Below are 25,375 nucleotides of genomic sequence, written 5' to 3' on the forward strand. Positions count from 1 at the left end.
AAGTGAGACGAACTTAGCGGCCACTCAGGTCTATTCCATGGCTGTCGGTCCCACACGTACGCAAAAGGCCAAGATTCGACAGCTGACGATCGATCGCTTCACAGACCAACGGGCTGGGTTGCCAACGGGGCTGCATGTCGTAGTCGTACCAGGCTTCACCACCATCCATGCCAATGCTGGCGGCCGTATCAATCAGTTCGGCATGCCCGAGCCGGTAGCGGGCGGGATGGGCCAGAACCGCAAGCCCTCCGGCAGCATGAATCGCCTTCACCACGGCTTCAGCTCGCAGCGGTTCACCGACGACAGCATCACCGCGGTTGTAGGGCTGCAGGGCTGGGTGATCGAGCTCGAAGCCAAGAGCGAGGACATGCACAAGGCATCCCCGCAACAGGCAGCTGATCTCCATGCCACTCCAGAGTGTGGGCACCTGCTCCCCAGCTTCGCGTCGCTGCCGCAGCCAGGCCTGCATCGGTGGATGGGCGCGACTGCTGTGGTGATCCGTCACGGCGAGATGCTGCAGGCCGAGACGCGTGGCCTGTTCGATCAGGGCCTCCGGTTCAAGGCTGCCGTCACTGCAGACGGTGTGGCAGTGGAAATTCAGCTGTCCGGGACAGCTGTCCGGGCCGACACGGTCGAGGACCTCTCGCAGGGGGTGATCAACGGTGGGCATCTCAGGCTCCGGCAGTGGCTTCCTTGCGAAGACGTCTCCAGCGGGCATAAAGCTGAATCGAGGCAGCCATGAAGATCACCAGTGCGACCAGGAACCAGGTGGCGGCGCTGGTTGGGAACTGATTCTTGAACACCACCAGCATCACCACAAGCACCAGCATCAGGGTGGGAAGTTCGTTGAGGGCGCGCAGCTGTCGGCCGCTCCAGTTGCACTCCCCCGATTGCAGCTGTCCCATCAGTCGATAGCAGAGCCAGTGGTATCCCAGCAAGGCAACCACCACGGCGAGTTTGACGTGCATCCAGCTTTGCTGAAGCCAGCCCGGCTGGCAGACCAGGAGCCCGACGGCCATGCTCACGGCCACCAGCATGCCTGGAGTGGTGATGATGTTGGCCAGACGCCTCTCCATCAGGGCGTACTGCTCCTTGAATGGCCCCTGCAACGCCGGATCCAGTTCTGCGGTTTCAACGTGATAGATGAACAGGCGCACCAGATAGAACAAACCGGCGAACCAGACCACCACACCAACGATGTGAAGCGTCTTGAACCAGAGGTAAGCCTCAGGGGGCAGGGTCATGGAGTAAAGCCTGATGCTTTGACCCTACGAAGCGTTCAACCCATCACGTCAAGAAACTGCTGCGCGCGGCGTTGATGGCTGAGCAGGATGTCCGGAGCCATCCGATCGAGATTTCTGGCCATCATCGCCAGCCGGTACTGACCTCGAAAGAACGATTCGTGCTGCTTGATGAAGCTCCAGAACAGGCCGTCCCAGATGTCGCACCAATCGCCCTTGCGGTAGTCCGACATTTTTCGAACGTAGTTCGACCCTGACAGGTAGGGCTTGGTGGTGAAGATCCCACCATCGGCGAACTGACTCATGCCGTAGACATTGGGCACCATCACCCAGTCGTAGGCATCAACAAACAGCTCCATGAACCAGGTGTAGATGCGTGTCGGATGGAATCCGCAGAGGAGCATCAGGTTGCCAAGGAGCATCAACCGTTCGATGTGGTGGCAGTAGCCGGTCTCGAGGGCATGGCGGATGGCGTCATCGATGGGGGGCAGCCCCGTTGATGCGGTGTAGAAGGCCTGCGGAATCGGACGGTCTTCGAAATCCCAGAAATTGCCGTTGCGCATCTCCACGCCATGGCGTCTGTACATCGCGGCCATGAACTCACGCCATCCCACGATCTGACGCACGAATCCCTCCAGTGAGTTGAGGGGAACATCACCCGATTCGGCCCGTGCAAGGGTGCGGTCGAGGATCTGCTGTGGCGTCAGCAGTCCGCAGTTCAGCATTGGTGTCAGCACGCCGTGCCACATCACACGGTGCTGGCTGCTGATGGCATCCTCATAGGCCCCGAACTGGCTCAGGCGCTGCTCAAGAAACTGATCCAGCCAGGCTTCGGCAGCGGCGTGGGTGACGGGGTAGGCAAAACCATCGCAGGATCCGATGCCCGGAAGCGATTCGGCGCCGATCTGCTCGGCCTGGGTCTGAAGTGTTGCCGGGAGGGAATCTTCAGGTTCCGGCGGCACAACAATCCCCTTCGGCAGCTTTTTACGGTTCTCGGCATCAAAACTCCAGCGCCCGCCGAGGGGTCCACCGTCGGGCTCAAGCAACAGGTTGAGTCGCCGCCGCTGCATCTCATAGAAGCGAGCCATGAAAGGCTTCTTGCCACTGCTGAAGTGCTCATCGATCACCGCCTGGGGCGTCAGCAGCATCGGGGTGGGAGCGATCACCGCGCTGCCACCAAATGGCTTGAGCGCCGCATGCAGTCGCCGTTCCAACAGATCATCCACCGGGTTGGCGAGGTGGAAGATTCGGTATCCCTGCTCAAGCAACAGCTGCAGATGGGTTGCTGTATCCCGGGCCAGGTGGTGGTGCTGCAGGACGACGTCAAACCCCTTCGATCGCAGGGTTTCCGCATAGGCCTGCATTGAGGCCCTGTGCAGCAATAACTTCTGGCGATGCACCAGTTGTGGCCACTCGTGATCCGTTCCAAAAAACAGCGGATCTTCAATCAGGGCCACAGGTCGTCCCGACTGGATGGAGGGATGCTCCGCAAACAGCTGGTGCGGATAAACGAGGGTGATCTCCATACGTTCAGGTGTTTTCTCCGGCCAGGCGACAGGCCCGTTGCCCGAGAGCCGTGGCGTACCCCCGATCAATCAGGCCGGCGCGGGGACTGAGCACCCCAGCCCTGCAATCCATCACAACCTTTTCTCGATGCCCCTGTTGATCGTTGAGGCGCAACACCAGCTGCCAGTGATTCTTGGCGCTGCGGGTGATGCCGTCGGCGCACACAGGACCAGTACAGAGACCGGGGGCAGCAAGTGCCGGTTGGCTCAGGACGATCGAGCACAGCATCACTATGGCCAGCAGTAGGCGGAACACACCGCGAATCAATCGGTCACACCACTCTGGTCAGATCAACGCTGATCCGTGGACAGGGTGGTTGGGCTCTGATCGAGTGAGCTGCTGTCGGGCCTGTCCTCCGGACTGTCGTCCTCAGGATGAAAAAAGGCATGGATCTGTTCGGCCAAGGAGGGACCCACCCCCGGTGCCGCAGCCAGTTGTTCGACGGTGGCCAGTTGAATCGCATCGATGGCATGAAAATGGGCGAGCAGATCACGCACCCGCTTGGGCCCGAGGCCTGGAATATCGGACAGACGAGACCGTTTCATCCGCTCCCCGCGTTGCTGGCGATGGAAACTCACGGCGAAACGATGGGCTTCGTCCCGCAGACGGCGCAGCAGCGCAACGCCGAGTTGATCGGGTTCGCTGTCGAGGGGTTGGCGCTCCCCTGGCAGGAACACCTCCTCCCGCTGCTTGGCCAGTGAGCAGACATTCAGTTCCTCGTGAAGATCGAGTTCACGAAGGGCCTCCATCACCGCCGACAACTGCCCCTTGCCACCGTCAATCATCACCACATCAGGCCAGTCGTTCAGACCATCGGTCTGCAGGGCACTGCCACCGCGCTGCCGCAGGGAGGCGAGATCGGCTCCTTCCGCCTTGACCCTCGCCCAACGCCGGAAACGACGTCGCATGATCTCCGCCATGGCCATGAAGTCGTCGCTGTGGCCGGCCTGAATGCTGCTGCTGCGGATTTTGTATTTGCGGTAATGCTGCTTGGCGGGCAGGCCATCGATGAACACCACCTGGGAGGCAACAGCGTCACTGCCCTGGATGTGACTGATGTCGTACCCCTCGATCCGTCTCGGCGGCGTGGGCAAGTCCAGCAACTGCGCCAAATCCTCCGTGGCCAGGGCCTGTTGCTCCTGTCCCTGCTTGGCGCGCAGCAGTTCGAATTCAGCGTTTCGTTGCACCAGTTCGATCAGATCGGCCTTCTGCCGCTGCTTGGGGCAGTGGATGTGCACCTTGCGTTCCCGCTGCTCCGACAGCCAGTCCTCAAGAAGCTCCTGCTGTGGCAGCGCATGTTGCACCAGCAGTTCCGGTGGAATCTCCACGGCATCCACCTGGCTGTAGTGCTCTTCGATCACACGCTGCAGGATCAACCCCGGCTCCATGTCGCAGGCATCGGCGGCATAGCCAAGCCGGCCAACGAGCTTTCCAGCACGCATCTGAAACAACTGCACAGCGGCGAGCCGCTCATTGCAGGCCAGGGCCAGGACATCCCGACTCACCGAGGAATCGGGAAGACTCATCTTCTGATCAGCTGTCAGCTGATCCAGGCCCTGCAGCTGATCACGGATGCGGGCAGCCGATTCAAAATCCAGCCGCTCGGCATAGCGGCCCATCTGCTCCTCGAGAAGGGTCTGCAACTCGTCGCTGCGGCCTTGAAACACCATCGCCACCTTGCGGAGCGTGCGGTGGTACTCCTCGGAACTGATCTTCTGCTGACACACCCCAGGGCAACGTCCAATGCTGTAGTTGAGGCAGGTCCGATCGGGATACATCGGACGAGGGCGTTGCCGGAGTGGAAACACCCGTTTGACCAGAAACAGGGTCCGTCGCAGCAGGCCAACATCGACATAGGGCCCGTAGAAACGGTCCAGGGGACTGCGGAAGCGGCGGCGGCGAGTGATGAAAATGCGCGGGTAGGCCTCGCTCCAGGTGATGCAGAGATAGGGGTATTTCTTGTCGTCCTTGAGCAGAACGTTGAAGTGAGGCTGATGGTTCTTGATCAGGTTCGACTCAAGAGCCAGGGCCTCCGCTTCGCTGTCGGTGACGATGAATTCGATCTCACACACCTGCCGGGTCATCAGGCGGATGCGGGGGGAGAGATCATGTCGGCTGCGGAAATAGCTGCGAACGCGACTGCGCAGACTTTTGGACTTGCCGACGTAGAGAATCCGATCCTCTCCATCGCGCATGAGATAGCAACCCGGCTCAGCAGGGATCTCCTTCAATCGCTGCTCGAGACGATCCGGCCGCATCAGCAGCGCCGTCGTCGATCCAGGGGGTGCCAATGCTCGTTCAGCCGCCGTAGTTCCAGCCGGTGCTGGCCAGGTTCAGAGCCTCTCCGTCCGCCAGCAGGCGGGCGGATTTCACCTCGCCGACAAACACGGTGTGATCACCGTGCTTCAGCTGGCCGATCACGCTGCATTCGACCCCACCGATGGCGTCCTCAAGCAGGGGGAGGCCCAGTTCGCCCTCCTGAAAGGGCGCTGCCTCGAAACGTCCTCCCATCGCCTTCTGAGGCTTGAAGAACACGGCGGCGAGATCCTTCTGATCAGCCCGGAGAACATTCAGTGAGAAACAGCCTGTGCGTTCGATGATCCCGTGGCTGGTGCTGTCTGCCCGCACACCCATCACAACCAGTGGCGGCTCGAAGGATCCCTGGGTGACCCAGGAGGCGGTGAATCCATTCACCTCATCGCCGTCGCGGACTCCACAGATGAACAGACCATGGGGGATCTTGCGCAGCAGGGTTTTCTTGGCGTCCAGATCCAGGCTCATCAGAGTGGAAAACAGCTGCATGAAATCTAGGCAGAGCCTCGCTGCATAGGATTTCGCCACTGCCTCATCGGCCATGCGGGCGCTTTATCCCGGAAGCTTCGATCCACTCACGAACGGACACATGGATCTGATTGAGAGGGCCTCCTCCCTGTTCGGTGAGGTGGTGGTGGCCGTGCTCAGCAACCCGAGCAAGCGCCCGGCCTTCAGCATCGATGATCGCCTCAGCCAGATCCGCACAGCCACCGCTCATCTCAGCGGCATCGAGGTGATCAGTTTCGATGGCCTGACCGTCCATTGCGCTGAAACCCATCGCGCCGACCTCATCCTGCGGGGACTGCGGGCGATGAGCGATTTTGAATACGAGCTGCAGATCGCCCACACCAATCGCTCCCTGGCGGACCGTCTCGAAACCGTTTTTCTGGCCACGTCGGCACGACACAGTTTTCTGAGCAGTTCGGTTGTCAAGGAAGTCGCACGTTTCGGTGGGCCGGTCGACCACATGGTCCCCTCAGAGGTTGCGAAGGACCTCAACAGGCTCTTCAATTCGGCTTTATCGCCCTAGCAGTCATGAGCGACGCTCGGCTCACCGTGCTCGATCAACTGGACCAGCTGGAAGAGATAGTCCTGGAAGGCAGCCGAGTTCCGTTTACGGGTGGACGTCTGGTGAATGAAGGGGAGGCCGTTGATGTTCTTGATGCCGTCCGTGAGGTGCTTCCCAAAGAGCTGGAGCGTGCGGAGCAGCTGCTGCTGAAGCGTGATGAATTCATCAACTCGGCCCGGCAGCAGGCTGAGGAGATCGTTCAGCAGGCTCAACGCCAGCGTGAGCAACTTGTGAACAATGCAGCGATCCGACAGGAAGCGGAGCGCCAGGTGAACGAACTGCGTGAACAGACCCGCCAGCAATGCGAAAAGCTCTTGCAGACCACGCGCCAGCAGAACGCTGCCCTGGAACAGGAGATTCAGGCCAAGATCGTCAAGCAGGAACAGCAGTTTGCGGCGCGGCGCTCCCAGCTTGAGCAGGAAGCTCTGCAGCGCCGTCAACAGCTGGAACAGGAGGCCGTCGAACTCAAGCGACAGCACCTGGAAAAGCACGAAGCCAACCGACAGCAGGGCCTCCAGGAGGTGGAAGCCATTCGCAGGGAGGGGCTGCGTCTTCAGAAAGAGGCCCGTGATGAAGCGGAGCGTCTTCACAACGACGCACTGCAGTTCCGTCAGCAGACCCAGCAGCAGTGCGAATCCCTGATCCAGCGAAGCCGCCAGGAGGCTGCCTTGGTCCAGGACGGTGCCAACCGTTACGCCGAGCAGACCCTCGGTGAACTCGAAGTCCGTCTGAAGGAGATGGCCCAGGTCGTCATGGCAGGACGTCAGGAACTGGTGAAGATCCAGACCATCCGTCCGATGAATGACGCCCAGACCGAAACTGAGGGCAAGACCGTGCCGATCAGCCGGGCACGGCGGGCTGCGACACGTCTGCGTTCCATGAAGGGCACCGGCTGAGGCTCTGCGTGGCCCTGAGCACGCGTCCCATCACGCTGTTCGGGGCTGATCCTCCGTTGCTGATCATGCTGACGTAGCGGGTCCCAGTCGGGGTGTCCAGAATTCCAGAGATTGCTCGAACGCCGCTGAGCGTCCCGGTTTTTCCCCAGAATCGACCTTGCAACGGTGTGCCGCTGTAGAGGTATCTGAGAGTCCCTCTCTGGCCGGCAATCGCCATGGAGGCCTGGTAGTACGGGGCCAGCGGGTGGCGGCCCATGCGCAGCAACAACGCTGCAATGGTGCGGCTGGTGACGCGGTTGCCGCGTGAAAGACCACTGCCATCACGGATCCGCATCCCTTGAATCGGCAACGCCTGCTTCTGCATCCACTGGATGTTGGCCAGGGACGCCCGGCCCACATCCCAGTCGTCCGCCGCTTCGCGCAACAGCACTTCAGCGGTGAAATTGTGGCTTTCGGTGTTCGCCAAACTCAGCAGCGCATGCATCGGGGCTGAGTCCTCGCTGTGCAGCACAACGGGGTCCTCGGGTGCCCGTGACGTTGCCTGTTCCCGTTGCTCGGGATTCACCACCACCATCTGAAGGGAGCCCCCCTGGTTGCGCGCACTGGTGTCGAGCACCCGTTGCAACCTGGCAGCGGGGTTCTGCACCGCCATGTGCAGAGCGTTGCTGGTAAGGGCCAGCCGAGTGATCGGTGCGCCGTAGGCGTAGCTGCGGTCTGCAGGATGCCAATCGCTCGGCCACCAGCGCTGAGGGGGCTCTTCACGAACCATCAGGCGAATCGGCCCCGTGCTGGGCTGGCCGCTGCGCGAACCTCCCTGGCCAAGAGCGACCATGGCGAATTTCTGCATCTCGGCGATGCTGAGATCAGGGTCCCCTTCTCCGACAATCTCGAGAGAGCCGTCCGCATGACGGAGCAGCTGAGTCTTCAAACGAAAATCAGGCCCGAGCTGATCGAGAGCAAAAGCGCTGCTGATCAGCTTCTGATTCGACGCCGGAATTCGGGGTATCGACCCGTTCACATCCGCAAGAAGCTGACCGCCTGGATCGAGAACACTGATGCTCCAGGCGGACGCCTGTCCGCCAACGGCTGAACGGATCGCTGTTTGAAGCTCAGGGCAGGTCCGTCCAAGTTTCAGTGTGGGCAGACCCTGCTGTTGCAGCGGAGGAGGAGGGCTGAGCAATGGTTGTTCCGCAGCCAACGACGGTGTTGAGAGGCACAGGCCACAGGCCAAAAGAGCGTTGCGGAGACTCATGATTGACCAACTCCGCTGACGACGCCATTGACGCGATAGAGGGTTCCCTCGAGTTCAATGGGCACACCGATTTTGAGCTTGGTCCCTGCGATCACCACCCCGGACCCCACTTTTTCAGCGTCAGCTTCAAGATCAAAGCGGGCATAAAGGGGCGACGAAACGTTGGGATTGTCGGCCTGAATCACACTGCCGTCGGGCATCACCGACACAACTTTCGGACTGATGTTCGTCGCATTGAGTACGCGGACACTTCCAGCTGGTTGATTGCGGATCACGAAACTGAGGCGGCCATCGTCACGGATTGATTGCAGAAAGCCCTCCGGATCAGCGACCGACAGGTTTCGGACATCAACGCTGATCTGAACAGGCTCGATGGATCCCGTCGCCCGGGCGACGGCATTGGTGAGTTTTGGCGACCAGATCACCCCAGCCAGCGCCGTCAAGGCGATCAAGCCAGCGACAGCGTCAACAACTGTGGGTTGCTGCAGCCAGGGCGGACGCTGCATGAATCAAAACCGGGGACACGAACCTTACGGAGTGTTCGATCTCGGATCAAGACGCCATCGTCAGTTGCGCAAGCCATCGAGAAAGCGATCAACAGTGTCGAGCTGTTGCTTGAGACCATCGGATTCATCTCCCGCCAGCGTGGCAGCGATGGTCTCAGGGTCCGGCCGACTCTCCTGGATGCTCACCTGTCGGTAGCCATCTGGATCGGATCGGTAGATGTGCCAGTCGCCAGGGAAGCAGCGCATCAACGCACCACCCTCAAGCGGTTGCAACCAGAACGCCTGTCGCCATGACGCGACGAAACCACGACGACGTTCACGCGCGACGCTGCCGATGCCCACGGCGGCGTCCTCGAGACGACCGTTGAGCATGACGATCGAACCGCTGTGAGATTCGCAGACCTTCAGGAAGTCGTCGTAGTCTGCGGGTTGAGGCATCACCGCAAGCAGCAGACTGTCCTGGGCGCCGTCGGCACTGCGAGTCGTCCATTGGCGGAAATCGAGGATGTTCTCCGCCATCTCCGGCCCATCACGTCTCGCCAGAGCTGCCGCTCCGGCATCAGGCCACAGCATCGTCACGGTCTGTCCTGCATCGATAAGTGACTGGGCCAATCGAAACGCCACCGGCAGCAGCCGCAGGTTTTCAAAGCGAAGCGAGGCCCCCCAACGCTTGCCGAGCCTCGACGCCAGGGCTTCCACCACGGAGTCGCGCATCAGTGATTCAGCAGCCGCCAGATCGTGGGGAAGGGGCAGCAAGGGAGCCGATGCTGATGTCATGGACACGTCTCAGACGGAGGTTTCGGCAGCCACCATCGCTTCAGCAAAGCGCTGCGGGACAACTGCCAGTTGATCATCGTCGATCCATCCACCCAGGCTCAGACGGAGTCCCGACTGACGCCGATCCGGTGCGACGTCCATCGCTGCCAGGACAGGACTGTCGGTCCGTCGCCCGGAACTGCAGGCACTTCCGCTGCTCACGGCAACGCCGCGCCTGGCAAGCTCGCGCACCATTTGTCGTCCTGAAAGGGGTTGCCCTTGCCTGCCTGTCAGCAGCAAGGAGATGTGATTCGGGAGGCGATGGTCAGCACTGGGACCACACAGGTCCACCCCCGGAAGCCCAAGCAATTGGCTGAGCAGTCGATCCCTTTGTCCGCGAATGCGCGGGCATGCCCCTGGAGGAACCGACTTCGAGCATGGTTCGAAGCTTGGCAACGTCTGGAGTGCCGCAGCAAGCCCCGTCATCAAGGCGACGGGCTCGGTTCCAGCGCGTAGCCCCTGTTCCTGGCCTCCTCCACCCTGAAGAGGGGTGATCTCCACATGCTTCTTTTTCAGCAGCAGACCGATGCCTCGCGGACCCTGCAGCTTGTGGGCCGACATGCTGAGCAGATCAATCGGCAGTTGATTCCAACTGATCCGGCCATGGGGCAGAAGCTGTGTGGCATCGGTGTGAAACAGGATTCCGCTGTCGCGGCAAGCCCTCCCAATCGCCATCACCGGTTGGATCGCCCCAACCTCGCTCTGCCCCCAGATCACCGAAACCATCTGCGTTGGTGGGGCAAGCAGACGTTCAAGCTGATCCAGGCGAACCATTCCCTGATGGTCAACAGGCCAACACTCCACCTGCCATCCCAGGGCATTCAGCTGTCCAGCCGCAGCGGTCACAGCTGTGTGCTCGACAGCTGAGATCACCAGCCTTCCAGGAGGTTGTTTGTTCAGGCAACCAAGCAGCGCAAGGTGCACCGATTCCGTCGCCCCAGACGTGCAGATCAGATCGGTTGGCGTCGCCCCGAGATGTTGGGCAATGGACAATCGGGAGCGCTCCAGTGCTTCAGCGGCGAGGAGCCCGCTGTGATGCAGGCTGCTTGGGTTCCCCCAAGCCGTCTGCTGAACCCTCTGAATCGCCTCGATGACACCTGGAAGCGGTGGAGTGGTCGCTGCCGCATCCAGGTAGATGTCAGCGGCTGTCACGTTCAAAGCGGGCCCGTGTTCGTTGCTCAAGCGATTCACTCGCCAGGTTCAACATCGAATCCAGTGAGGTGTTCTGGAGAAAGTCCATCACCTTCTGCTGCGCCTCATCCCGCAGGCAATTATCCGGCTGCCGGCAGGTGTCAACACAGTCGCTGGCGCAGTCGAAGCTCGCCTCGGACGATTGAGGATGGATCGGTTCAACAGTGGCAGGGGAGGTGATGGCGGCATCAGCCGACATCAGATCAGGGCTGAGAACACCATCAAACACAGCCTTTGCAGGCCCAGTCATCAACACAGGGCCCTGTTGATCGCGCCAGCTGATCTGCAGCGGTCCTCCGGGAAGAATCACCTCGGCGCTGTCCTCGCAAAGACCAAGCAACGAGGCTGCAACCAGCGTTGCGCAGGCGCCTGTTCCACACGCCAGCGTTGGCCCCGCCCCACGTTCCCACACACGAATTTCCAACGAACGCGGACCGTGCACCTGGAGGAAGTGAACGTTGGTTTTGGCCGGAAACAATGGGTGCCGCTCAAGAGCGTGACCCCAGCGATCAAAGGGGATGGCCTGCAGATCACTCACGGGGACAACCACGTGGGGATTGCCCATGCCGACGGCAACAACTTCGAGTTCGTCGTCGCCGACGACAGCAACACCCTGGGGACATCCGCAGGGACCGGTCTCCAGTGTTGTGGGAATGTCCTCGGACCTGAGGAAGGGTGGGCCCATGTCCACACAGAGCTGACCGTCGCTTTGCAGCTGAGGTCTGATCACACCCGCCAACGTGTCGATCGACCAGATGGTTCCAGGGGAATTGCCATCACTGTCAGCAAGGAAACGAGCCAGGCAACGAACGCCGTTGCCGCACATCTCAGCCTCTGTTCCATCGGCATTCAGAATCCGCATCCGCAGATCGGCGTCGCCATCAGCTGGTAAGGCCAGAATCAGACCATCCGCACCAACCCCGAAGCGACGGTCGCAGAGCAGGCGAACCCAAGCAGGGTCTGGATCAGTGATCAACGGCGAAAGTTGACCAGATCGACCCTCCAGGATCAGAAAGTCATTACCCAGGCCCTGATATTTGCTGAACTGCAACAATTTTAAAAAACTTCGTTATGACAATGATAGTTGAGGAAATGATAGTTGAGGAAGCATCGAAGCCAAAATACAACCAGCGATATCGTGGATTGATCCTGTGAGACATTGCCGACGGGAATCAACAAAACAGTCGACGATCGGCTTTGCGTAGCCATGAAGCATGGCCATACACTTCAATCAATTTCGAAACTCAAGATTCGAGAGATTGAGAGCATCGGTACTATCAGCCCCCCATAGGTTATTGAATAATGGCAAATGTAAAGTGGTTGATCGCCTGTCTCAATCACTCACTACGCGTCAATCAATACCCCGGGTTGACTGCTCACGACGGAAAACATTTAAATTGGTAACAACTCATTGAAGCAACAGTCATCTCGACACCAAGTTGGTACAGATTTATTTTTCGCAGACAAAAGACTAACTGCTTCAGCTATCAAATTGCAAACGAGCAGCAAGAGAGCGCGCCAAATAAATATCCAGATCTTTAGACAGTGATGACTAATGATTTACGATTTACGTTTAAAGGTCTATGCGTCTATTAAAGTATCAATTAACTCTTTATATGTAAATAGTTCGTCAATGAAAAGCCTTCCGACATCTGATACCTCGGATTCAAAGTATTCTTATCAAGGAAGGCTTCAAAAGTGTTCTCTCTATCTACAGTCTTGAAATTGAAAGGCTTGAAGATAAGCTTACCTTTGGCTTTAGAATTTGAATATTTATCGGCAAGTTTTTCCGTGACTGATATTGCGTCGAATGGATTGAGCTGAACCTGGAATTGAGTGAAGGATTCATTGATTGCATTGATCACTCCATCAAGGTTGTAGTCGAAACCGGCATAGATCATATTTTCTTCCGGTTGAATCGCTAAAAATCCTTTTGGAAATGATTTAAATTTCTTCCCTTTTAACTTGAAAGAACTCATCACAAACTGAGAGTTCATCGGATTAAAGCCACCAGGATCACCGCCAGTCACTTTTGCGACAATTTTTTTGGGGTAAAAGCCATGAGGAATTTTTAATCAACTGAACTTAGCATCAATGGACAGCGGGCACACAAGCGGACAAGGCTGATGCAAGACTTTTGACGGCCCATTAGTGAGACAAGCAACTCCAAAGAACATTCTCTCGATGTTCAGTGATCAAACTCAACGTCGGCCGAACAGCTACAACAGCAAGAACCCATGTTGATGACTGTGCTGTCTGGTCAGTGCAGACAATAATTGAACAAATCGCATGATCAATGTGTAAAAGATATCTCAAAGATAACGCTTCAATCAGTTCAAGAGATGATGAAGACGATCAAATGAGAGAGAGACGTCATTGAATGGTCCAGTTGGAATTTGGTGATGTCCATCTGGCCGGCAAATTGTATCAACTGATAAAACTGGACAACCAAAAATCTGTTACTGAAAGAATAAGCATGGACAATACCCATAGATACATCAAGTATGCATTACTAAATAATACTTCAAATGCACATTGACCCAATGAAACCGCCGAGCTCAGTGTTGGAGGAGTGATCATCAGTTCACTCAAGTTTGTGACAACAAAAATGCCATTCCATTGACAGTTTTATAAATCTATCAACATGACAGTCTGAATATACATCTACAATAAACCTTTGCTCAATGGTTGCAATGCAATCCAAAGGTCAACTCATAAAATAATCGATCAATTGTCAACAAAAACAATATAAATATCAATCAGTCTGATAAACAGGATAGAACTCCTTGAATGTGTTGAGATTCATATCGGCAATCAACGTGTTCAACCCATCGTCAGTGCGCAGCAATAGGTCTTGACAGATTTGCTCCAGTTCAAGGGATTCCTTGAAGCGAATTGGATCCAAAACCAACGTGTCTCCTTGAGACAGGTCGAAGTCGGTGATCACATCCCGCCCTCTCGACAAAGCAAACACATCGCTCCCGGTCCCCCCCGACAGTTGATCATGCCGACGGCCACCGTCCAGATAATCATTGTCGGGGCCGCCAAACAAACGGTCAACGCCTCCACCTCCAAACAACCGGTCCTCCTGACGACCACCTGTGAGACGGTCGTCACCACTGTTCCCGAAAAGCCTGTCGGAACCCCCGTCGCCCTGGAGTTGATCATTTTGCCGACCTCCATGGAGCCGGTCGGAGGCACGACCGCCGCGAAGGAAATCGGCTTGACGGCCACCCATCAAACGATCAGAGCCGCCATTGCCATGAAGGATGTCATTACCCTGGTTTCCACGAACACGATCGGCACCGGAGCCAGCAAGAACGTGATCGTCACCTTTGCCGGCAACAATCCGCTGCTCAAAGCCATCGCCGGAGATTCGATTGTTCTGGTCTGAGGCACGGAAACGAGTTGTGCCGTCAATGAGGAGAAGATCAATATGGTCTCCGACCAAGCGAGGACGTTCGTTATCCACAGAACCTGTGTCGATCAACAGTGCGGAGACAGTGGTCTCCGGGTCATCGCTGGACAGATCGATATTGATCAAAGCATCATCATCTTTGACGCCTGAGAAATTCAGAGACTGCACATAAACGTTCGAATCGGGATCAAGAGAATTAAAGAAGCGGCGTATCGTCGGATAATGCTCTCGACTGTCAGTGACATCAAAATCATTCAAAATTCTCTTGGCATTGGTTGTCGTTTGAGAACGACCAGGACCAGACGCGCTTAATGTGATCGACTCTGGGAACGAAGCAGTTGCTGCCGTGTTGGCTCGGGAATTGAAAAGATCGCGATCCACCGTTTGAGAGGATGGACGCTGTGAATGAGTAGGGCGACCCTCATCAGCAGGGCCTTGTTTGGAACGTGATGTCTTGGCGTCCTGCCCCAAATCATTGACATAGTCACTGAATGCGGCGAGAGAATCCTCGTCAACACCGAACTGTTCGAGGGCCCGCATCTGAGCGTCTGACACGTTGTTGTCAGACTGTTTCGATGCGGCAGTAGACAATTTTGAGATCATCTCCTTGTTAAACGCTTTGAAGTATTCAGTTTTTAAATCCTTGAAGGAGGAAGATTTGCCTGTGTTCTCAAGGAATGAACGATATGCAGCGTGCTGATCAGCTGCAAAGTCTGACAATTGATCAATCGTCTCTTCGCCGACAGTGAATTTAATCTCGGCGTCGGTGATGGATTCAAGATCCTCAACAGACATCGCTGCGATGGCTTTACGGAAATCAGATGAGGAAAACGTGCCAGGATTGGATTGATAATGAGCTTTTAGAGCACGTCCGAGTAGTTCGATAACCTCAATGCGCTGCTTGTTAAAATTATCTCCAAAGAATCCATCGACACGACGATCCAAAAGATTGATCATTTCACCGCCGAGCTGTGTCAGGAATGCATTGCTGGCAACAAGACGTTGATCATCAAGACTTGACGGTTTGAGCTTTAATTGGTCAATATAATTACGCTGAGTAATGTCAATCTTTTTATCAATGCCAAAGATTGCTGGCATGGCATGGAAAAACGCAGAAAACGTTGATAGAGGCGAAATGGTTAGAGGCTCGTCTAAATGATCAGGTTTAAACTCAGCAATGAAGGGGAATTTCTGGCGTCCATCGGCAAATTTGTAACCGAGAGCGACAGCTGTAAGTTCTGCATTTTCGTTACTGTAAACGTCGCGAAAATCCGCACCATCACTTGTTGAAAGGTATAAATCATTAAATTTCTTGTCCACATCATCTTCATACTGATAATCACCATCTTGATCCAAATATGTAATGCCATTGGAACTATCTGTAGGTGGACCATTGAGAACTTGGGCACTAACGCCACTGGAGCCACCGATTGCAAATTCGAACAATGGAACAGTTGCTAATCGTGATTCATACACTGTTGCCGTGAAGACCCTGACCAGGAAATCCACAGTGGCAGACAAACCGCCGGTGAACTCAAACAACTCCAAAGGGTTATGAATACGTTCCTGAATTTCATGAGTCCTTATTCGTCCATCATCAGTGCCAGCAATTTCACCGACATCCAACAAGTCAAGAGATGCGCCTGCTTCTAACCCACCAGTGACAGCGACATCAGCAACGAACGTACTTAACATCGGTCCTATGTTCATATTGGCTGTCAAACCAAATTCATCAATATCCTGATCGTCACTGTTGCGATCGGAAACATAGAAGCCGTCAAATGCTCGGTGCGCCTGATTCAGATCAAATGATGAATTCGCCCATTCACGCAGTCCGTGGGTGTCATATCCAAATCCAAAGGCTGCATCAGCAGTGAGCCCGCCACGGATCAGCCCCTGAAGAGGGCCCCAGATCGGAAAGCTCTGTTCAACTCCTGCCTCCATCGCCATATCGGGCATCGTCCAGGTGAATAAATCAACAGGTCGATCGAGTAAAAGATTGACCGCAGTAAATGGGTCGTCCAGCAAGGGAATATTGAAGCCAAGTTGATCCAATCGATTCATGATATTGCCGAACGTCGAACTACCTGAATCCGGTTCTGAGTCCGACGAATCATTCTGATCGTCTGGAGTACCGCCACGTTGCGCCTGCTCTTGCGTGTCAGTGTTTAAATTGATGTCATCTGACGGACTATCTTTCGCATCTGGTATGACAGCATCTGCGTCGTCCGCACGAAAATCGCTAAGTTTATAATCTCCAAAATCTACATAAAAATTCTCTGATTCACTCACGCTACGAAGATCACGAACCAAACCTATCACCGAATTCATCGTATTGAGGAATAGTTCAGTGGCTTCAAGGCCACGTAGAAGATTTCGCGCCCTCCGATTATTGGGAGACGATTGACTCATGAAATCGGCGAAGACAACTGCAAGCTCGATTGGCGATACCTGCCCATCACTATTCCTATCAAATTGGTCAGTCAGACCCATACGCCCGAAAATGAAAGTATCACCATTTAAAGCGTCATTTACGGGATAGATTGGTTTTAATAGTTCATCAACCTGGTTAACGATTGGGCGTGCCATATTGGTGATAAACGTTCCAAGATCAAGCCGAATATTGTCAAAGTAGATATCTGTCTCCTTACTCTCATCATCGTCCGAATCGCTGCTGTCATCTAAGTTGTTATAGTTAAAGATCTCAAAACCAGAACTCAGATCAAATTTTAAAGATGGAATAGCAGCTGAACCATTGACACTTGTTGTGACGCCAAAGGACATGGCAGCATCACCTGAAAACTGATATTGAAAAGCATCAACAAGAGGCTGATCACCTCGAATCATCTCATTTAACGACAGTTGACCATCATTTCCCATTCCATTCTGATGGTTAAGATCCAAATCAAAACTGGCCGTAAGTTGAGTACCATCAACCATCGAATCGCCGATCGTCACATTGGGATTCACAGTGGGCTGATTCACTGCGTCCAACTGCATAAATCCAAGGCCTCCAGTTAACTTGAATGCCTCTGACGAATCTGATTCCTGACTCAACTGTGTTGTTAGCGTTGCATTGACACTGGTCTTGTCTGGAGTGGTATCAATGTATGGTCCGGCTGAACTGGGGAAAACAATCGACAACTGGCTCTCGTAATCAAAGCTCGCGTCAACAGAGCCTCGACTTTGAAAATTGAAACCAGGAATGCCGAAGTCGAGAGGTAATGGAACACTCAGTAGCGAGTAATCATCACCAAAACCTACGTCAATGCGAATATCATCATTTTCTTGTACGACAGTAATCGGGATATCTACATCGCCAAGCAATGATTGAGCATCTCCCATCCCAGATACGATTAGAGATCTGATTTCATCTTGAACGATTTTTTCAACCCTCAAAGGAGTTAAAATCAATTCATCTTTAATTGATCGCAGCAGTCTTTCACCAAACTGTTGCATCGGATTATTGATACGACCAGCAAGACTGCCGAAGATTGGGAACGAAAGGTTATCAAGGGATTCTTGAAGCGTATCAAATGAGGAATGAAACACATCTGCTGTTTCACGTGGCAGCATAAAATCAACAACTTCGACAGCTTGTTCAGTAAATACAAAATGATTTGAATCATCAAGCTGATTTTGGCTACCAGAATTGTAATTTGAATCGTCACTTCTAAAGTTGAATTTCAGATTGGCTGGGTGGATGCCTGTAAAAGCCAGATCCGAACGATCAAGCGTGCGACTTGGATCAGTTGAACTTCGAGGATTACCATCATCATCAAGAATGACAAATTCAGTGGGGTCATTCCGTTTTGAATTTGAATTTAAATTATCCTCTATGAGTTTATCGTTACGGGCACTAAACTTAAGTACTTGTGCAGTATTCCAATCTGAAGGTGTAAACGTTACCGAATGAAGTACATCACCACGTCCACGTCCTAATTGGAATCGATTGGCTATTGGCGCCTCAAGCAAATCAACAGTAACGTCTGACGTTGGCTGGGTCGCAAGGGCAAGAAGAAACTCCGACTGACCTCCATTTTCCTGAACCCTGGGGGTGCCGGATGTCATGACAACGATTCCGGCCTCATCGTTATCAATAAATTTGACAGTTGCTTGTTGATGGTTTTGATCAACTTGATATCCATCACCATCAAGAAGCTGAATCACAATTAAATTATCTTGTTCCTGATCAATCAGATTGTCGATGGGTACAGCAAAACTTGTAGATTTTGAATCGCCACGTCCAATCTTCAGGCTCTGGGTAGTTGTTGTCGGTGATTGTGCAATGAGTTGCCGTAAATCTGCATCAGTGAGATTTGGTCCCAGCAATTCCTGAGTGGACGGATCAATCCTGACACTTGAAACTTGATAGTTCACCGCAAGATCCTGGTCCCCAGGCTTATTCGGTAGAGGAGCATCAAGAGTGATGGCGAAGACACCTGGTTCCTGGTGCTCGGTGGCATCGAGCACAGCCTCTATAGAGGCTGTAGGCTCGTCGTCATCAATTAAATTGACCTCAATCGACTCCACATTTAAGCCATCAAAATCTGCATCATCTGAACTTGTTTGTATATCAATAAATTCTGTGGAGTCTCCTTCATAGAGTGCATCGTCAAAGGCTTTGACTTCAAGAATTTGAGAAACATCGTAATTCTCAGGCGTAAATGTTAATGTTTGGCCGACACCAACTGGATTTCCATTTAAATACAATTGGTCGCTGGAATTGAATGTAATGTCAACATCATTTTCCGGTTGAGCATCAAGACTGATATCAATAAATTCATTAGCGTTAAGTCCAAGACTTATTTGAGATAATTCTATATTGATAACAGGATTGTCGTTGTCTATTATTTTGTATGATTGATAGGGTATGTTTCGGGCTGTTGATGTATTCTCTCCACGTTCGTCATAAACGGGGTCATTGCTAACAATTCGGCTAAACACATTGCAAACCCGATCTCCATTCACAATGTCATCGTCTAAGGCTTCGATTAAAAGGCTCTGTGGTTGATCCCAATTATCTGGTGTGAAAACAAGTGTTGTAAATTCATCGATATCATCATCGGTAACACTGCTGATGGTCAGGTCTGAGCAAGCGGCCTCAAAACTCATATAAACGTTCGCCGACGGCTTGGTATCTAAAGTGATATCAAAACCATTGGTTGAGTCTCCTTCAACTACATTAATTGCTGTCTGCCCCTTAAGATCTTTAGCAGCTTTGCGATCTCCCTGATCGGATAAAGCCTTCGATTGGCGATTGTTCTCCGTACTATTGTTGTAGTTAATCTGGGCTTTCTGATTGTCTTTAATTGTAATTCGATTCGCAGGTCTTGGTTCAAAATTATATACTAAATTATTGGCACATTGAATATCTTCTAAATCAATATCCTGTAGTCCACGAACGAGCCTTGTCCGGACGGTGCGCGTTTGGCCAGAGCGAAGACGTATATCCTCATCGAGGGCCAGCTGAAAGGGTTGACCGTCTTCATCAAGTTGAAAATCCAACCGGGTTCCTTTTTCAAGGAAAACGCCGCGCCGAATATTTGTCCGATTCAGCGTAATTTCAGTCCTGAAAAATTCGTCATCGTTCTTTTCTCGCGCCAATCGAACTGAACTGGAACGGTCTGGCGTTAACGTATTTAAGGTAAGTCCTACCTCTCGATCTTCCGCCTGTATCTCAGTACTGGTCTCTTGACCCAACAGTTCAGGTAAACGATTGAATTCTGAGGCTGAGATCTCAGAACGATCGTCGTCATCAAAACGAGATAACTCACCTCTTGCCCTTGCAACACCTGAAGAATTGCTGATATTGACGTCATCTAAAAATTCAAAACTATAAACAGGATTGTCGTCATCAAAAAGGGTCATTTGATCACCCTCATTGAAAAGTCTTGAGATATTTTGATTTCTACGTCCTACAACAGACACATCAAATAAATTATCGTCAGCATTAACTTCTACAAACTTAAAGAAAATTTCCTCGATATTACTATCGGTAACCGTCGGGAAGAGAGAAAAACGTTGATCTGCTTGGACTGTCTCATCATCAGTGCGTGGAGCAAGCGAAAACGTTGCCTTATCATCTCCCTTTGGAATCACAACGTGATTAAAGGGATACTGAAGAATCTGCTCAGGCGTAAACTCTCCAAACGTCGGTGTGCTGCCAACCACTTGTTGGTCTTCGTTATTCCAAGATAGTTTTGTTGTTGCTTGCTTAACGCCTCGTTGTTGAGTACTTGTAAAAGCAATCGGAAGGAGTCCCTGTCTTAATTGAATTGGTGCTGAAAAATGCCCCAAGCTTGAATTGGCTGCCCCACTTCCCAGCATCTCTACAGACTGTCCATCAATCTGTAAGTTAAAATTATTGCCAAAATTTTCTAGCTTAAATGTGTAAGATCCACTCGTTGGTATCTCTACAAAACCATCAACTTCAATTGAATCGTTTTTGTCAATATCCCTAAAAAGCTCTGAAAAATCATTGATGGTGTCCTTCTGCTCTATACCATTCTGCTTCCTAATACTTCGCGTTAGGCCAAGTTGTTGGGTAGCGGAACTAAATATGAAATCGTCCTGACGAAATGTTGATTGATCATCAGCAACAATATCAATTCTTACCAACACATCGTCATGGGCCTTTTCGGTCAGTCGGACTTTATATTGGCGAGGTTGTCCACCTTCAACAATGGTTGAGCGTCCGCCCTGAATAAAAACTAATGGCGTATCGTCATTCCGAGATTCTTCGACAACAGCACCATCATTGACAGGCTCATCAACACTAGGATCGACGTTGATATGCTTAAAATTTAATTGGCGAGTTAAATTATTATATTTTTGATCATTGCTTGTAGCGATAAGATCAGCATTGATTGTACGATCTTCTCTGAATATTCCATCGACTTCTCCAGCAACGGAGATTTTTTTCCACTGATCATAATTATCCGGTGTAATAACAACGTTTTTGCGATCAAAGCGTAGTCGACCGTCGGATGCGATTTGATCAACATTAAGTTGGACTGTGACATCATCACTTGGCCTTGAATTGAGCGTGATTTCAAATTCAGTTGTACTACCCTCCCGCACAAGTACGTCTTCGACCGCTATATTGAAATTGCCAATTGGTTGTTGCTTAACACCGCCGGATTGATTGTCGACTGCGATTAAAATTGATGGCTCAAGGTTCTGCTCAATTCTCAAAGACGATTTGCGGCGTGAACGCCGAATTGAGAAGTCACTCGTTTCGTTACGATGGACTTCCAGATCAAATCTTCGTACACCAGAAATCTGATCATCAGTATCGACTTCAACGGGTAGAAATGCGGACGATGTGCCTGCAAAGACAGTTACTTCAGATGGAAAGTTGTTAGATCCGCTATTGTTGACGTCTGTGAGACTGACCGGAACAACAATATCCTTTGTTGCTAATTTGCTTAATTTAAACTCAAATCCAGCTCGAGAATTACTACCTGGCTTACCATCCTGTGAAGACAATCTGAGCGTAGGAAGTTTTTCTTGAGCATCTGCGCCCTCTTTAATATTGATGTCGATATAACCTTCAAAGTCGTAGGGCGCTACTGACAACAATTGTTGTTCATCACTTCCTTCGATCACCAGTTGGAAATCGTTTAAATGGCCGGACTCAATGCTTTCAATGGTGATCCGTTTATTTTTATTCCAATCTTGCTTGGGTACAGTGATTGTTTTTACAAGAGTAGCAGTCTCCGGGTTGTCATCAGCGGTGATTTTGAAGACCTCAATATTGACATCGTTAATGGGTTTTTCGCCAAGACGTACATCAAAACTCGCAGATTGATTACCACGAGCATCGAGTGTTCCACGAACTACATCGAGATGGCGTTTACCGCTTCTGTTTTGTGTGATAACAATCGGCGGGACCTCATGCACAGGAATCACATCAATGCTGAGTCCTAATCCGTTGAATCCGTTTTTAACGGTGAGACTTGTTGTTGGACGATCGTCATCTCCTCCATCGTCTGCAGTACTTGTGCTTGCTTGATCCGACGCGTCGAGAACTGATGACTGATCTGTCTCGGACGTGCCTGCCGTAGTTTCGTCATCCATGGGCCTTAACAACGCACCTGTACGGCCAGTATTTGTTGACCTGGAGGTGCTTGTTAATATGTTGAGTTTGCTGATCTCCTCAGAGTTAACATTTCCAAAGACAACAGGTTGAAATTGATCCCAGTTTTGACTGTTGAAGACAAGGTCTTTGGATTTGCCATCTAACGTTAGATTGACATTCACAGTTTGGTTCTTTTTAGGCTTCCTTGCTAACATCAGAACAAAATCTAATTTGGCATTCCCGGTTTGATCATCAATGATGGCGTTAATAGCTTGATGATTTTGCAGCAACCCCGTCAGTGGATTTAAAAGTAGAAGCTGTTTGCCATCCTGTTGATCGTTGTAGATTTTCATCTGGGCCGTATCTTGACTAGCTTTTATGTTGAACCATCGAAACTTAAAACCCGTATTATCAGTTATAACGTTCTGCTCAATTTTTACATCCACAGTTTTATACGCTGTATCGTCATCAATCGATTCCTTCAATGGTGTGATAAAAATGCAAGTATTCTGATTCTGATTGGATGCATCAACGATTGGACTGGGGCTTGATGAGCCTTCACCCAATGTTTCTATCATTAGAGGGGCTAGATAATCACGATTTAATTTTGCCGAACTAGCACGACTTCCATCAATACTATATTTGAAACGCAAGGTGGAATTGTTAGAATTTTCATCTGAAGTATTATTTGTCTGTGCTTGTGGCTGAACAATAAAGCAACCCGGTGTATTTCCTTGCCCCTCAACGGTGTGAATCACATCCTTTAGGGACAGCTCTAAGGTACCAGAATCTGCTAGTTCGTAATTAAACGTCCCTGATGCGTTGTCAACACGATATTGCTCTTTATCCTTGATAATAGTGTATCCAATTTTTTCTGTGTCTTCGGCAAATTTATCCTTCAACGGATAGATATACAGACTCGAATCAGTCCACAAGCCATTTTTTTGTTTGAATTTCAGATCCCTTCTTGCCTCGCTATTGTTTGATGGGATACCAACGCTTGGCGGAGCAGAGCTGACCCCTATTGTATTATCTTCTGACTGATCAGTGGTTTGAAGGCGAAAATCATCGCCATTAATTGAGTTGTCTCTTAATTGGCGTGTAGCAAATGGTGTATGTGCCTGCCTCTTTACGTTATGAGAGGTTTTCGATCGGATCTCGATATCATTGCTTACTGGTTGTGTTGAATATATTTCGATTGGAGTTCCCACTGAATCGTCTTCACGAATAATTGGATTTCGTGCCGCCCTCTCCGATAGAAATAGATCAGCTCCTGGAACAATTGATGAGCTAACAGCATTTAGCTTGGTCAGAATGTCTTGGTCATTGAGAACTGAGTCGTCTGTTTCAATTTTCTTCCATTTAAGTGCAACATTCGGGACTTCATTTGTCTTATAGTTCAACTTCACTTTAACAACATCACCTTGTTTCAGATGGAAAATGTGTTGATTTTTAGTGCTTATCGCAGGGCTATTATTGTCATTTATGGCATCATCTTTTATTGTACTTGATTGTTCATATTCTGTTATGAGAGTTGCGTCTTTAGAATTGACACTGAATTCATACACACCATCTGATGGAATGCGAACATATGTCTTCCATTTGCTATGTAGGCCGTTGAAAGATTCGAGGCCCAACATGGACCGCAAGCCGTTTGTACTACTTTCATGGATTCCATCGGTATCAAAATAAACCACTTCGGACACTTTCTCTTTATCTTTCTGTTTCTTATCTACATCTTGAGTAATTCTCTTACCTGCAAATTGGGTAATGGTTTGCTTTGCGCCTTGACCGGTTGATAGCTGAGGTCTTTGGTCTGCTAAATATACGAGTTTGCTACGATTGGCAATATTAGATGTTGAAAAAGGAATTTCATCGTCAGAAGACAGGTATTCGATGTTTAAACTGACAGCATGAAAAGGCTGTGTTGTGTCCGTTTTATATGTTGCGTCTCCTTCGGTTCTGATTGTGAAGTTTGCTGACTTATCAGCTCCATTCAAACGGATTCTTTTACTTTTAAGAGAGTTTGTGTTTGGTATGACTAGATTTTGTGTGGGTACGGGTACACCAACGTTTTTTAATGTTGGCGAACTTAATCCCGGATTGATTCCTGCGATCTCAGTCTGGTCACGTAGTGAGTTTGGGACTGCTTGATCTAATTTGAAACTAAATTTGGCAGTATACCAATCAGTTTGGTCACTATCAAGTGAATTTAAGTGTACTTCCGCACCCGGCCGTCCATATTCAACAATATAACCCCTTCTATCAGTGTGACGGTTATCAAGCCAACGCCCACGACTATCCATGACCAGAGCTTGTTCCGCGCGTTCACCATTTGGCCAATTATTCGGTTCTCCTCTTTTCCAGTTGTTAAAGAGTATATTTCTGCCATTTTCTCTAAAGAGAGGTCCATCTTTTCTTCCGTTGAGGCCATTATACTCCCAGTACCATCGTGAATTAGGGTCATAACGCGTATTTTCTCGCTCCCATCCACCGAGCCATCTGAGTCGATCATTACGGTCTGCCAAGTAATTGTTTTCAGCTCTATCGTTAATGGCAGCTAGGTATCCCGTTCTCGGTTTATCTCCCTCATTACGAGCAGAATTTCTAGCGTCTTTTCTTCTAACACTTGTGTTGACAAAACGATAAGCATGGCCAGTCTCATACCTTATAAAAACGGTCATTCACTCGATTATAAAGACATCTAAAGTTAGACCTGACTTTCCCCCAAAGGGTATTAAATGCTACACATTAACCTAATTTACGCAATATTTTATACTTCTATTGGCTTTTATTGTTTTAAATCTTACATTCTCTGTCACAAGGCTAGGCATTGAGCAAGTACAACCAATCGATCCGAAATTTAATCCATCATTAACGACAACATCAATTAATAGCTTTTAAGTTTCAGTACAATCCAACGTTATAGAGAGTCATGATTTCAACTCATGCCATCAGAGATTCCAGCGAGCTCTTTAAGAATGATCGAACTAGTGTTTAGTTATGCGCAATAGTTGCAGTGCT

Annotated in this window: 15 protein-coding genes; 2 read left to right on the top strand and 13 right to left on the bottom strand. The window is 51.2% G+C overall.

Going from position 1 to position 25,375, the window contains the following annotated elements:
- Positions 1 to 13: 13 nt before the first annotated feature.
- The 6 genes from KR100_RS08120 to KR100_RS08145 form a co-directional block, all read right to left on the bottom strand.
- Complete coding sequence (locus KR100_RS08120; RefSeq protein WP_038544688.1) at positions 14 to 670, bottom strand: PHP domain-containing protein; 657 nt, start codon at positions 668 to 670, stop codon at positions 14 to 16.
- Position 671: 1 nt separating this feature from the next.
- Complete coding sequence (gene hemJ / locus KR100_RS08125; RefSeq protein ID WP_038544689.1) at positions 672 to 1,244, bottom strand: protoporphyrinogen oxidase HemJ; 573 nt, start codon at positions 1,242 to 1,244, stop codon at positions 672 to 674.
- A 35-nt stretch (positions 1,245 to 1,279) separates the two neighbouring features.
- Positions 1,280 to 2,767, bottom strand: a complete 1,488-nt coding sequence (locus tag KR100_RS08130; RefSeq protein WP_038544691.1) for a cryptochrome/photolyase family protein — start codon at positions 2,765 to 2,767, stop codon at positions 1,280 to 1,282.
- A gap of 4 nt (positions 2,768 to 2,771) precedes the next feature.
- Entirely contained in the window at positions 2,772 to 3,035 is a 264-nt protein-coding gene (locus tag KR100_RS08135; protein ID WP_156097980.1) for a hypothetical protein, read from the bottom strand.
- A 62-nt stretch (positions 3,036 to 3,097) separates the two neighbouring features.
- On the bottom strand, positions 3,098 to 5,065 hold the full coding sequence (gene uvrC / locus KR100_RS08140) for an excinuclease ABC subunit UvrC (protein ID WP_038548361.1): 1,968 nt from the start codon (positions 5,063 to 5,065) through the stop codon (positions 3,098 to 3,100).
- Between the two features lie 40 nt (positions 5,066 to 5,105).
- Positions 5,106 to 5,588 (bottom strand): flavin reductase family protein, encoded by a 483-nt coding sequence (locus KR100_RS08145; protein ID WP_038548364.1) that lies wholly within the window; start codon positions 5,586 to 5,588, stop codon positions 5,106 to 5,108.
- Positions 5,589 to 5,661: 73 nt separating this feature from the next.
- Between KR100_RS08145 and coaD the strand changes: the two genes are divergently transcribed.
- Together coaD and KR100_RS08155 are read left to right on the top strand one after the other, a co-directional pair.
- Positions 5,662 to 6,150 (top strand): pantetheine-phosphate adenylyltransferase, encoded by a 489-nt coding sequence (gene coaD, locus KR100_RS08150; protein WP_038544695.1) that lies wholly within the window; start codon positions 5,662 to 5,664, stop codon positions 6,148 to 6,150.
- Between the two features lie 5 nt (positions 6,151 to 6,155).
- Positions 6,156 to 7,085, top strand: coding sequence for a hypothetical protein (locus KR100_RS08155; protein ID WP_038544697.1), 930 nt, complete (start codon positions 6,156 to 6,158; stop codon positions 7,083 to 7,085).
- Here the strand turns inward: KR100_RS08155 and dacB are convergent.
- From dacB to KR100_RS08190, 7 genes are all read right to left on the bottom strand, one after another.
- Positions 7,030 to 8,337 carry a D-alanyl-D-alanine carboxypeptidase/D-alanyl-D-alanine-endopeptidase gene (gene dacB, locus KR100_RS08160; protein WP_038544699.1) on the bottom strand — a complete coding sequence of 436 codons (1,308 nt, stop codon included), beginning with the start codon at positions 8,335 to 8,337 and terminating at the stop codon, positions 7,030 to 7,032. The two genes, KR100_RS08155 and dacB, sit on opposite strands and share 56 nt — an antisense overlap.
- Positions 8,334 to 8,843 (bottom strand): DUF4330 domain-containing protein, encoded by a 510-nt coding sequence (locus KR100_RS08165; RefSeq protein WP_038544701.1) that lies wholly within the window; start codon positions 8,841 to 8,843, stop codon positions 8,334 to 8,336. The genes dacB and KR100_RS08165 overlap by 4 nt, the downstream gene beginning before the upstream one ends.
- 60 nt (positions 8,844 to 8,903) lie before the next feature.
- Positions 8,904 to 9,620, bottom strand: a complete 717-nt coding sequence (locus tag KR100_RS08170) for a DUF1995 family protein (RefSeq protein WP_038544704.1) — start codon at positions 9,618 to 9,620, stop codon at positions 8,904 to 8,906.
- A 9-nt stretch (positions 9,621 to 9,629) separates the two neighbouring features.
- Positions 9,630 to 10,811: a cysteine desulfurase family protein gene (locus KR100_RS08175; protein ID WP_081858891.1), complete on the bottom strand. Its 1,182-nt coding sequence runs from the start codon at positions 10,809 to 10,811 to the stop codon at positions 9,630 to 9,632.
- Positions 10,798 to 11,904: a diaminopimelate epimerase gene (gene dapF / locus KR100_RS08180; RefSeq protein WP_038544708.1), complete on the bottom strand. Its 1,107-nt coding sequence runs from the start codon at positions 11,902 to 11,904 to the stop codon at positions 10,798 to 10,800. The genes KR100_RS08175 and dapF overlap by 14 nt, the downstream gene beginning before the upstream one ends.
- Positions 11,905 to 12,454: 550 nt before the next feature.
- Positions 12,455 to 12,880 (bottom strand): hypothetical protein, encoded by a 426-nt coding sequence (locus tag KR100_RS08185; protein WP_156097981.1) that lies wholly within the window; start codon positions 12,878 to 12,880, stop codon positions 12,455 to 12,457.
- A 725-nt stretch (positions 12,881 to 13,605) separates the two neighbouring features.
- Positions 13,606 to 25,035: a hypothetical protein gene (locus tag KR100_RS08190; RefSeq protein WP_162176502.1), complete on the bottom strand. Its 11,430-nt coding sequence runs from the start codon at positions 25,033 to 25,035 to the stop codon at positions 13,606 to 13,608.
- Positions 25,036 to 25,375: the final 340 nt, after the last annotated feature.

It is taken from the genome of Synechococcus sp. KORDI-100 (assembly GCF_000737535.1).
GTDB lineage: Bacteria > Cyanobacteriota > Cyanobacteriia > PCC-6307 > Cyanobiaceae > Parasynechococcus.